Origin of the sequence: Nonomuraea sp. NPDC050540, from assembly GCF_044457485.1 — a bacterium.
Lineage (GTDB): Bacteria > Actinomycetota > Actinomycetes > Streptosporangiales > Streptosporangiaceae > Nonomuraea.
The window spans coordinates 379,132-389,901 of record NZ_JBITHA010000008.1 but is presented as its reverse complement, the minus strand read 5'-3'; the positions used below and the strand labels follow the sequence as shown (position 1 = coordinate 389,901).

The window sequence follows — 10,770 nt, the reverse complement described above, 5'->3', positions numbered from 1 at the left end:
ACTGACGACACTGACGGCCTGACGAGACTGACGGCCGCACGGGCTGGCGGTGCGGTTCCGGGGTGTGGGGGGCGGGTGGGGTGCGTGGGTGGGCAATGGGCGGGAGTGGGGGGCTCCAGGTTTGGTAGGTGGTTGGGTCAAGCGGGTTGAGGCGCTGGGTGGACGGCTAGTGAACTGTGAGGGGCGGGGTGGGGATGCGGGTTAAAAACCCTAAACGGGATATAGCGGCTCTCCGGAGTTGGGTCCGGGCACTCGGGGGGCTGTAGTAACGTGCGTGCCTGACCAAGGTAACGAGTGTGCAAACGGAGGAGTCGAGCGTGCCAACTCCTCGATCAGCGGGTCTGATCGCGGTCGTCGTGGCGATGACTTCACTGTTCGCACCCCCGGTTCGTGCCGAGGCTCCGACCCACGTTCCTCCTGCCGCTGTCGTCGTGGATCCCGGCAGTCTTACGGAGCTTCGCAAGGAGGCCGAGAAGTCGGCCAAGGAGCTTGAGGACGCCACCAAGGCGCTGGAGCAGCGGCGTTCGAAGGTCGCTGCCCAGGAGAAGGAGCTCAAGACCAAGCTGCGCGCCCTCGATGAGGCCGAGAGCCAGCTGGCGGAGATCCGCAAGCCGGTCTCGCGGCTGGCCGAGCTGTTCTATCAGCAGCCCATCGGCGGCGATGGGATCATCCCGTTCCTGTCGGGGGACGCCGGGGTCGGGACGCTTCGGGCCATGAGCGACGCCAGTCAGATCGTCGCCGTCCGGCAGCTGGCCGTTGAGCAGACCAGCCGGCTCTACAAGGAGACGGAACGGCTGGCGTCCGAGGCTCAGGAACTGCGGGCCGGGAACCTCCTGGCCGAGGCGCAGATGGCGGCGGAGATCGACACCCTGCGCCTGCGCTCGGACAAGATCGTGAAGTCGTTGACCGCGGCGCTCGTGAAGATGGGCATCAAGATTGACAAGGTGGGGCGGGCGGCCCTGGCCTGTAACCCGCTGCGGATCACCGCGGCCGACGCCTATCCGAACGGGCTCATTCCTCGTACGCTGCTCTGCCCGCTGCAGCAGCGCGGGCACATGTTGCGGGCGGACGCGGCCATCGCGTTCGTCAGCCTCAACGAGGCCTATCGCAAGCAGTTCGGGCGCCAGATCTGCGTGACGGACGCCTATCGCAGCCTTTCCGAGCAGCAGTCCGTCTACTATCGGCGGCCGGGGTTCGCGGCGGTGCCGGGGCGGAGCAACCACGGGTTCGGGCTGGCGGTCGACCTGTGCGGAGGGGTGGAGCGCTTCCGGTCGGCCGAGTTCAACTGGCTGGAGAAGAACGGCAAGCGATACGGGTGGTTCCACCCCGACTGGGCTTACAGCAGTCCGTTCGAGCCCTGGCACTGGGAGTACGATCCCAAGATCGACTCGCTCATCTAGGCAGGGGTGAGCTCCGAGGTGCAGGCCGGGCAGCGCGTGGCGGCCTTCGGGATCTCCGTGAGGCACTGCGGGCACTCGTGGTGCGTCGCCTCCTCACCGGCGGCCAGGCGGTCCTTGTACGAGGTGTACGGCCGGACGATCAGGAAGTAGACGACCCCGGCGACCAGCAGGAACGAGATCAGCGCGTTGATGAAGTTGCCGTAGTTGAAGCTGGACCGCCCGATCATGAACTTCAGCGAGGAGAAGTCGGGCATGCCGCCGAAGGCGGAGATCAGCGGGGTCAGCAGGTCGGCCACGAACGAGTTGACGATGGCGGTGAAGGCCGCGCCGATGACGACCGCGACGGCCAGGTCGATCACGTTCCCCTGCATGAGGAACTTCTTGAATCCACTCATGTGCAGGGATCGTAGCTTAATGATTACGCAGGGTGAGGCTTAAGGATAACGGAGAGCCGTCCGCCGGACTGGGCCGCGGCGAGCTGGGCGGCCTGTGTCGTCGTGGTGGCCAGCACGATGAGGGCGCCCTGGTCGTCCTCTGTCCTGGGGGTCGAAAGGACCGTGACGTCGTCGGCCACGAGCTGGGCGGACTGGCTCTCCCACGCCGCCAGTACGCCGATCGTCGAGCCGGGTTCGATGAGCTTCGCGGCGTCCGGGTCGGCGATGCGGACGGGCGCGGCCACGAGGCCGGGCGCCAGCCGTACCGGATGGAGGAGGCGGACGTCTGTGAGGGGCTCGCCCCGGCGCATCGGCGCGGCGAGCACGCCGCTCGCGGGCGGCGCGCGCAGGGCGCCGTCGGGAGGCGCGTTGAGCGGGGCCAGGCGCAGGTCGCCTGGGCGCAGTGTGCCGGGGGTCAGGTCGCGGGCGGCCACGACCACGGGGGTGCCGGGCTCGGGGAGTACGGCCAGCAGCGCGGCGAGGGTCGCGGTGGCGGCCAGGACGGCCGCGATCAGGCGGCGTTTCATGGCAGGTCGAAGGGGAGCTTGATGCCGTCGAGGGTGGAGCCGCAGGGGCAGGTGCGCTCCGCGGGCAGGGCCTTCACCGTGTCGGCCACCAGCGTGCGCATGCGGGCGACGTTCTGCGCGAAGAAGGCCAGGACCTCGTCATGGGTGACGCCCGCGCCCGCCTCCACGCCGGCGTCGAGGTCGGTGACCAGCGACAGCGAGGTGTAGCAGAGGGCGAGCTCTCTGGCCAGGATGGATTCGGGGAAGCCGGTCATGCCGACGATCGTCCAGCCGTTGGCGGCGAACCACTGAGACTCGGCGCGTGAGGAGAAGCGCGGCCCCTCGATGACGACGAGCGTGCCGCCGTCGACGGCGTTCCACTCGCCGGCGCGGGCGGAGGACACCGCGACCGCGCGGCCGGACGGGCAGTAGGGGTCGGCGAAGGAGACGTGTACGGCCCCGCCCATGTCGTAATACGTCTGCACGCGGCCGGAGGTCCGGTCGACGATCTGGTCGGGGACGACGATCGTCCCCGGCCCGTGCTCGGCCTTCAGGGAGCCGACCGCGCTCGGCGCGAGGACCTGGCGCACCCCGAGCGAGCGCAATGCCCAGAGGTTGGCGCGGTACGGGATGCGGTGCGGCGGGAAGCGGTGGTCGCGCCCGTGTCTGGGGATGAACGCGACCGATCGCGAGCCGATGCGGCCGATGGTGACGACGTCGCTGGGTGGCCCGTAGGGGGTGGTGAGGGTGATCTCCTCCGCGTCGTCGAGCAGGGAGTAGAAGCCGGAACCGCCGATGACGCCGATGTCTGCACGCATGCCGCAGAGATTAGCGGGAGGGGTTGGGGGGTGGGTGGGGCAGAGCGGCGTTCTGTGGACAGTGGGGTGGCTGTGGACAGAGGCCACTCCGAAAAGTAGTCGAAAGACTACACACAGTACGATCTCGATATGCGGCAAAAAGGGCTGGGCCTCATCATCGTCGCGCTCATGCTGGGCATGCTGCTGGCGGCGCTCGACCAGACGATCGTGTCCACCGCGCTGCCGACGATCGTGAGCGACCTCGGCGGGCTGGAGCAGCTGTCGTGGGTGGTCACGGGGTACCTGCTGGCCAGCACGGTCTCCACGCCGCTGTGGGGCAAGCTCGGCGATCAGTACGGCCGCAGAGGACTGTTCATCGGGGCGATCGTCATCTTCCTCATCGGATCGGCGCTCTGCGGGCTCAGTCAGAACATGGGCCAGCTCATCCTGTTCCGTTCCCTTCAGGGGCTCGGCGGCGGCGGGCTCATGGTGCTGGCCCAGGCGATCGTGGGCGACGTCGTGCCGGCCCGCGAGCGCGGCAGGTACCAGGGCTTCTTCGGGGCCGTCTTCGCCGTCTCCAGCATCGTCGGGCCCCTGCTCGGCGGCCTGTTCGTGGACCATCTGTCCTGGCACTGGGTCTTCTACATCAACCTGCCGGTCGGCGCGGTGGCGCTGTTCGTGATCATCGCGGTCCTCCCCGGCCACGAGAGCAGGACCACACACAAGATCGACTACGCGGGCGTGGTGACGATCGGCGGCGCCACCAGCTGTCTGGTCCTGATCGCCACGTGGGCAGGCACCATGTACGCGTGGACGAGTCCGCAGATCGTCGGACTCGGGCTCGCCGCCGTGGCGCTCCTCATCGCGGCATATTTCGCGGAACGGCGGGCGGCCGAGCCCATCATGCCCCTCAAGCTGTTCAGGCTCAGAGCGTTCTCGATGACGTCGATCGTGGGCTTCGTGGTGGGTTTCGGCATGTTCGGCGCCCTCACCTACCTGCCGCTCTACCTGCAGACGGTCCATGGCGTCAGCGCCACGCTGTCCGGCGTCCATCTGCTCCCGATGATGGCGGGCATGCTGACCATGTCCATCGTCAGCGGGCAGATCATCTCCCGCACCGGCAAGTACCGATTCTTCCCGATCGCGGGTACCTTCATCGCCACCGTCGGCATGTTCATGCTCTCCCGCCTGACGGAGACGAGCGGCACCCTGGTCATGAGCATCGACCTGCTCGTCCTGGGCGTCGGCCTGGGCATGACCATGCAGGTCCTGGTCATCGTGGTACAGAACGCCGTCGACTTCGAGGATCTCGGCGTGGCCACCTCGGGCGCCACGTTCTTCCGCTCGATCGGCGGCTCCTTCGGCGTCGCCACGCTGGGCGCGGTCTTCACCGGCAGGCTCAACGCCGACATGGCGGAACTGGTGGCCAAAACCCCTATCCCGCCCGGCGTCGACCCCGCGAACATCCAGAAGGACCCCACACTCATCCAGAAGCTCCCGGGGCCCCTCGCCCAGGACTTTCTCCACGTCTACGCCGACGCGATCGCCACCGTCTTCCTGGTGGGCACGCCCATCCTGTTCGTCGCGTTCCTGCTGTCCTGGTTCATCCCGGAACAACGCCTGCGCGAGACCACCAAGGCCATGGACTACGGCGAGGGCCTGGGCGCGACCTCCGCCGAGCGCTCCTCGCTCGCGGAGGTGGAAAGAGGTCTGGTACGGCTGGCCGACGCCGACCTGCGCAAGGACTATTACGTACGCCTGGGCCAGCTCGCGGGCCTGTCCGGCCTGCCTCCCCAGAGCGTCTGGGTCATCGCCAGGCTGGGCGGGGAGGGCTGGGTCAAGGCCGCCGACCTGGCGGAACGGGCCAACGTCAGCAGACAGGAGGGCCGGCCGTACGTGGACAGGCTCACCGAGCGCGGACTCGTCACGCGCTCGCCGGACGGCGACTCGCTACGGCTGACCGAGCAGGGCGACGCGGCGGCCGAGCGGCTCCTGGAGCAGGCCAAGGCCGGGCTGGGCAGGCTGGTGGCGGATTGGGGGCCGAGCCCGCAGCTGGTGCGCCTGTGTGAGCGGATCGCGCCCGAGCTGCTCGGCGCGGAAGCCGACCGGCCGGGCTGATCAGCTGGAGGCCGCGGCGGGGGTGGAGGACTTCTCCGACGACGAAGACGAGGTCGTCGATGGGGTGGCGGTCTTCTCCGGAGTGGAGGACGCGGGCGTCGTGGTGGCGCTCGTGGACGACGATCGGTTGTCGGTCTTGTAGAAGCCCGACCCCTTGAACACGATCGCTGCGGCCGAGAACACCTTGCGCAGTTTGCCCTCACAGCTTGGGCAGACGGTCAGCGCGTCATCGGAGAACTTCTGAACGACCTCGAGAGGCTGCCCGCAGTCGTTGCAGACGTACTGGTACGTGGGCACGCATTCCTCCTCAGGGGTTGGCACTCGACCGTGGCGACTGCTAATGCTAACCGATGGGGTCAAACTTTCATTCCAGACCCCGCTCGCCGTACCATCCGGCCAGCTTGCCACGGCGGCTGACCGCCCGCAGCCGCAGCTCGACCTGTTCGCGGCAACTCGCGGTGGTCACGACAAGCAACTGATCTTCCGCCCTGATCCGGGTGGTCGTGGCCGGAACGAACGATCTGCCCTCGCGCACGATCAGCGTGACGTTCGCCCCGGCGGGCAGCCGCAGCTCGAAGATCTCCACGCCGTGCAGCTGCGAGCCCGGCGGCACCTTGACCTGCAGAAGGTCGGCGTTGAGCTCCTCCAGCGGGGCCGCCTCCACCTCCAGGTCGTGCACCTCGCCCGGCGCGCTCACGCCCAGAAGCCTGGCCACGAACGGCAGCGTGGGCCCCTGCAACAGCGTGAACACCATCACGATGACGAACACCTGGTTGAAGATGTCCTCCGACCCCTTCACCTCGGCCGCCCAAGGGATGGTCGCGAGCACGATCGGCACCGCCCCGCGCAGTCCCGCCCAGGACAGGAAGGCCTGTTCGCGCAGACCCGTCCTGCCCATGCGGGCCACCCGGGCCAGAAGCGCCGAGACCATGACCGAGATCGGCCTGGCCAGCAGCACGAGGACCGTTCCCGCGATGAGGCCGGGGATCACCGCCTTGGGCATCTCGCCGGGGCTGGCCAGCAGCCCGAGCATGACGAACAGCAGAATCTGCGCCAACCACGCCGCGCCCTCCGCGAAGCCCCTGGTGGCGGCCCTGTGGGGGAGGCGGGCGTTGCCGAGGATCAGCGCCGTCAGGTAGACGGCCAAAAACCCGGAACCATGCAGGTGTACGGCGCCGCCGTACGCCAGGAAGGTGAGGGAGAGGACCGCGAGCGGATAGAGGCCGGAGGCGGCTAGCGCGACGTGGCGCAGCGCCAAGGCCCCGAGCGGGCCGACGGCCAGCGCCACGACGGCGCCGATGAGCAGTTCGGCGCCGGTCTTCATGACGAACTCGCCGAGGCCGGGGATGGGGTCGGCGACGCTGCTCAGCAGGACGACCGCGATGACCGTGGGTGCGTCGTTGAAGCCGGACTCGGCCTCCAGGATGCCCGCCAGGCGCGGTGGCAGGGGCAGGCGGCGCAGGACGGAGAAGACCGCGGCCGCGTCGGTGGAGGCCAGGACGGCGCCGAGGATCAGCGCGGCCCGCCACTCGTAGCCGAGCAGGCCGGCGACGGCGAGCGCGACGACCAGGATGCTCACGGCCACGCCCACCGTGGCCAGGATCAGCGCGAGCGGCACGGCCCGGCGCACGTGGTTCCAGTTGGTGGTCAGGCCACCTTCGGCCAGGATCACCGCCAGCGCCGTGAGGCCGATGTGCTTGGCCAGGTTCGGGTCGTCGAACTGGATGCCGAAGCCGCTCTCGCCCAGCAACAGCCCGAAGCCGAGGAACAGAAGCAGGCTCGGAAGCCCGCTGCGGTGGGCGATGCGGACGGAGGCGATGGCGGCGATGAAGACCGCGCCACCAAGAAGGAGCCAGAACTCGACGGTCACCTGGCCCCCTCTCTCTTTGCAGTCACATAAGCCTAGTGAGTCCCATAGGAGTCACCGCATAACGGACCCGCTCGTCGTGGGACTCGGCGGGGACGCCGTCGATCAGCTCGCCGTCGTGCAGCAAGGCGACCACGGGGACGTTCGGACCGACCCTGGACAGGGCCCGGTCGTAGGAACCGCCGCCGCGCCCGAGCCGGACGCCGGTGCGGGCGTCGACGGCGAGGGCCGGGACGATCACCAGTGCGGCGGTACGGATCGCGTCCACGCCGCGCCGGGTGTCGATGGGCTCCATGATCCCGGATCGTCCAGGTGCGAGGGTATCTGGCCCGTCGTATACCGCCCAGTCCAGATCGTCATCATCTTTGTGCACAGGCAAGATCACTGTGGCCCCGTGTTTCCACAGGGCGAAGACAAGCCCGTGCGTCTCCGGCTCGCTTCCGATAGACCAGTAGCACGCCACCAGCCCCGCCATCTGGACCCACGGCTGATCAAGGAGGGTTTCCCGGATGCTTGTCGCGTTTGCCCTGCGTTGCTCGGGCGAGAGCGAGGTACGCGCCTCGATCAGGTCCCGGCGCAGCTTCATCTTGTCCACAGGTACCTCCACTAGGGTCTACTCATGGCTGACTTCGACCCTGTGACGAAAGCCGTCGTGCCCGCCGCGGGTCTGGGCACCCGGTTCCTCCCGGCGACCAAGGCGACACCCAAAGAGATGCTGCCCATCGTCGACAAGCCCGCGATCCAGTATGTCGTCGAGGAGGCCGCCTCCGCCGGGCTCCTCGACGTCCTCATGGTCACGGGGAAGAACAAGCGGTCGATAGAGGATCACTTCGACCGCGCCTTCGAACTGGAGGAGGTGCTCGAAGCCAAGGGCGACGAGCACAAGCTGTCCCAGGTCCGCGAGCCCGCCGCGCTGGCGACCCTGCACTACGTGCGGCAGGGCCAGCCGAAGGGGCTCGGCCACGCGGTGCTCTGCGCCAAGCAGCACGTCGGCGACCACCCCTTCGCCTGCCTGCTGGGCGACGACCTGATCGACTACCGCGACGAGCTGCTCAAACGCATGATCGAGGTGCGCGGCACCTATGGCGGCAGCGTGATCGCGCTCATGGAGGTCCCCAAGGAGCAGGTCTCCCTGTACGGCGTCGCCACCATCCAGGCCACCGGCGAGGACGACGTGGTCAGGGTGACCGACCTGGTCGAGAAGCCCCCGGTCGAGGAGGCGCCGTCCAACTGGGCGATCATCGGCCGCTACGTCATCGACCCGGCCGTCTTCGAGGTGCTGGAGAACACGCCGCCGGGCCGCGGCGGCGAGATCCAGCTGACCGACGCCCTGCGTACGCTGGCCGGGCGGCCGAGCTCGGAGGGCGGGCCGGTGCACGGCGTGCTGTTCCGCGGGCGCCGCTACGACACCGGCGACAAGCTCGACTATCTGCGCACCGTGGTGAAGTTCGCCGCCGACCGGCCCGACCTGGCCCCCGAGTTCGTTCCGTGGCTGCGGGAGTTCCTTCGTGAAATCGGTTGACGCGCACCTGGCCGAGATCCTGGCCACGGTGCGTACGCTGGCGCCGCTCGAGCTCGAGCTTGAGCGGTCGCTGGGCACCACGCTGGCCGAGGAGGTCGGCTCCCCGGTGCCGTTGCCGCCGTTCGACAACTCGGCCATGGACGGCTATGCCGTACGCGCGGCCGACCTCGCGGCGGTTCCCGTCACGTTGCCGGTGATCGACGACGTGGCGGCCGGATCCGACGAGCTGCGTGCCGTCGGGCAGGGTCACGCGGTACGCATCATGACCGGTGCGCCCGTTCCGGCCGGCGCCGACACCGTCGTGCCGGTGGAGTGGACCGACGGCGGCACCGTCACGGTCACGATCAACCAGGCCGCGCCCCTGGGCAACGCCATCCGCCGGGCGGGTGAGGACGTGCGGGCGGGCGAGGTCGTGCTCCGCCCCGGCACGGTGATCGGCCCCGCCCAGCTCGGCATCGTGGCCGGCGTCGGCCGCCGCCGGGTGTGGGTGCGCCCGCGCCCGCGCGTGGTCGTGCTCTCCACCGGCGCCGAACTGGTCGAACCCGGACTCCCGCTCGGCCCCGGCCAGATCTGGGACTCCAACAGCTTCACCCTCACCGCCGCCGTCCGCGAGAGCGGCGGCGACGGCTACCGCGCCGCGACCGTGGGCGACGACCCGGCCACGTTCCTGGAGCAGCTCGACGCCCAGCTCGTGCGGGCCGACGCCATCATCACCAGCGGCGGTGTCTCGATGGGCGCCTACGAGCCGGTCAAGGAGGCGCTCGCGCCGCTCGGCACGGTCCGCTTCGAGAAGGTCGCGATGCAGCCGGGCATGCCGCAGGGCTTCGGCGTGGTCGGCGAGGACCAGGTGCCGATCTTCGCGCTGCCCGGCAATCCGGTCTCGTCCTTCGTCTCGTTCATGTTGTTCGTACGGCCGGCGCTGCGTCAGATGCGCGGACTGCCGGCCGGAGCCCCGGAGACGTCGACGGCCTATGTCGTCGGGCCGCTGCGTTCGCCCGCGGGCCGGCGTTCCTACCTGCGCGGCGTGCTGTCGGAGGACGGCACCGTGACTCCGGTACGCGGCCAGGGTTCCCACCAGCTCGCGGCGCTGGCCTCGGCCAACGCCCTCATCCTGGTGCCCGAGGACGTCACCGACGTACCGGCGGGCGCTGCTGTGCAGGTGATCAGACTGTGAGTTTCACCCATCTCGACGAATCCGGCGCCGCCCGCATGGTCGACGTCTCCGCCAAGGACGTCGGCGCGCGCACCGCCACCGCGACCGGCCGCGTCCTGCTGTCGGAGGAGGCCGTGGCGCTGCTGCGCTCCGGGGAGGTGCCGAAGGGCGACGCGCTGGGCGTGGCCAGGATCGCCGGCATCATGGGCGCCAAGCGCACGCCCGACCTCATCCCGCTGTGTCATCCGATCGCGCTGCACGGGGTGAAGGTCACGCTCGACATCGTCGACGAGGGCGTGGACATCACCTGCGTCGTCAAGACGGCCGACCGCACGGGCGTGGAGATGGAGGCGCTCACCGCGGTGTCGGTGGCGGCGCTGGCTCTGATCGACATGGTGAAGGCGGTCGATCCAGCCGCGGTGATCACCGGCGTACGGGTGGAGGAGAAGACCGGCGGCAAGACCGGCCATTGGACACGGCCATGATGCGCGCATTGGTGATCCGGGCATTGGCGATCACGGTCTCCAACCGCGCCTCCGCCGGGATTTACGCCGATAAATCCGGACCTCTTCTGGTTTCGCTGCTGGGTGAGGCGGGGTGTGAAGTGGACGGTCCCGTGGTGGTTCCCGACGGCGATCCGGTCGAGGCCGCGCTGCGCGACGGCATCGCGGGCGGATACGAAGTGATCATCACGACCGGCGGCACCGGGCTAACGCCAATGGATCTCACTCCGGAAATGACCGCCCGGGTAATTTCCCGGGAAATTCCGGGTATTGCGGAGGCCATCCGGCAGGCGAATCGCGAAAAAGTGCCGACCTCGATTCTGTCGCGAGGTCTGGCCGGCCAGGCGGGCGACACCCTCATCGTCAACCTGCCCGGTTCCAGCGGTGGCGTGCGTGACGGCGTGGCCGTACTCGCGCCCATCCTTCAGCACGCGGTCGAGCAGATCCGCGGCGGCGATCACCCGCGCTGA

12 protein-coding genes are annotated in these 10,770 nt (G+C 69.1%); 6 read left to right on the top strand and 6 right to left on the bottom strand.

Translation table 11 applies throughout. From position 1 onward, the window contains the following. Positions 1 to 431: 431 nt before the first annotated feature. Positions 432 to 1,400 (top strand): D-alanyl-D-alanine carboxypeptidase family protein, encoded by a 969-nt coding sequence (locus tag ACIBI5_RS28705; RefSeq protein ID WP_397251839.1) that lies wholly within the window; start codon positions 432 to 434, stop codon positions 1,398 to 1,400. Here the strand turns inward: ACIBI5_RS28705 and mscL are convergent. Genes mscL through ACIBI5_RS28690 form a run of 3 tightly spaced genes read right to left on the bottom strand, consistent with a single transcriptional unit; the run spans position 1,397 to position 3,158 of the window. After that, a complete protein-coding gene (mscL, locus tag ACIBI5_RS28700) occupies positions 1,397 to 1,795 on the bottom strand; it encodes a large conductance mechanosensitive channel protein MscL (RefSeq protein WP_397251838.1) in 399 nt (132 codons plus the stop codon). The two genes, ACIBI5_RS28705 and mscL, sit on opposite strands and share 4 nt — an antisense overlap. 23 nt (positions 1,796 to 1,818) lie before the next feature. Continuing rightward, positions 1,819 to 2,361: an SAF domain-containing protein gene (locus ACIBI5_RS28695; protein WP_397251837.1), complete on the bottom strand. Its 543-nt coding sequence runs from the start codon at positions 2,359 to 2,361 to the stop codon at positions 1,819 to 1,821. Beyond that, positions 2,358 to 3,158 (bottom strand): S-methyl-5'-thioadenosine phosphorylase, encoded by an 801-nt coding sequence (locus tag ACIBI5_RS28690; protein ID WP_397251836.1) that lies wholly within the window; start codon positions 3,156 to 3,158, stop codon positions 2,358 to 2,360. Before ACIBI5_RS28690 ends, ACIBI5_RS28695 begins: the two co-directional genes overlap by 4 nt. A gap of 129 nt (positions 3,159 to 3,287) precedes the next feature. Here ACIBI5_RS28690 and ACIBI5_RS28685 point away from each other — a divergent pair, with 129 nt between their 5' ends. Beyond that, positions 3,288 to 5,255, top strand: coding sequence for an MFS transporter (locus ACIBI5_RS28685; RefSeq protein ID WP_397251835.1), 1,968 nt, complete (start codon positions 3,288 to 3,290; stop codon positions 5,253 to 5,255). On the opposite strand, the gene ACIBI5_RS28680 is transcribed toward ACIBI5_RS28685, so the two are convergent. From ACIBI5_RS28680 to ACIBI5_RS28670, 3 genes are all read right to left on the bottom strand, one after another. Further along, the gene (locus ACIBI5_RS28680; protein ID WP_379637789.1) at positions 5,256 to 5,552 is read right to left on the bottom strand and encodes an FmdB family zinc ribbon protein; all 297 of its coding nucleotides are present in this window, start codon (positions 5,550 to 5,552) and stop codon (positions 5,256 to 5,258) included. Between the two features lie 67 nt (positions 5,553 to 5,619). Beyond that, positions 5,620 to 7,125 carry a potassium/proton antiporter gene (locus ACIBI5_RS28675; RefSeq protein WP_397251834.1) on the bottom strand — a complete coding sequence of 502 codons (1,506 nt, stop codon included), beginning with the start codon at positions 7,123 to 7,125 and terminating at the stop codon, positions 5,620 to 5,622. A gap of 22 nt (positions 7,126 to 7,147) precedes the next feature. Further along, positions 7,148 to 7,717 carry a 5-formyltetrahydrofolate cyclo-ligase gene (locus ACIBI5_RS28670; protein WP_397251833.1) on the bottom strand — a complete coding sequence of 190 codons (570 nt, stop codon included), beginning with the start codon at positions 7,715 to 7,717 and terminating at the stop codon, positions 7,148 to 7,150. A 24-nt stretch (positions 7,718 to 7,741) separates the two neighbouring features. On the opposite strand from ACIBI5_RS28670, the gene galU reads away from it, so the two are divergent. The 4 genes from galU to ACIBI5_RS28650 are packed head-to-tail and all read left to right on the top strand — an operon-like array spanning position 7,742 to position 10,770. Further along, the gene (gene galU, locus ACIBI5_RS28665; protein ID WP_397251832.1) at positions 7,742 to 8,644 is read left to right on the top strand and encodes a UTP--glucose-1-phosphate uridylyltransferase GalU; all 903 of its coding nucleotides are present in this window, start codon (positions 7,742 to 7,744) and stop codon (positions 8,642 to 8,644) included. Beyond that, positions 8,631 to 9,818 (top strand): gephyrin-like molybdotransferase Glp, encoded by a 1,188-nt coding sequence (glp, locus tag ACIBI5_RS28660; RefSeq protein WP_397251831.1) that lies wholly within the window; start codon positions 8,631 to 8,633, stop codon positions 9,816 to 9,818. Before galU ends, glp begins: the two co-directional genes overlap by 14 nt. Next, a complete protein-coding gene (gene moaC, locus ACIBI5_RS28655) occupies positions 9,815 to 10,282 on the top strand; it encodes a cyclic pyranopterin monophosphate synthase MoaC (RefSeq protein WP_397251830.1) in 468 nt (155 codons plus the stop codon). Before glp ends, moaC begins: the two co-directional genes overlap by 4 nt. Next, a complete protein-coding gene (locus ACIBI5_RS28650) occupies positions 10,282 to 10,770 on the top strand; it encodes a molybdenum cofactor biosynthesis protein B (RefSeq protein WP_397251906.1) in 489 nt (162 codons plus the stop codon). The genes moaC and ACIBI5_RS28650 overlap by 1 nt, the downstream gene beginning before the upstream one ends.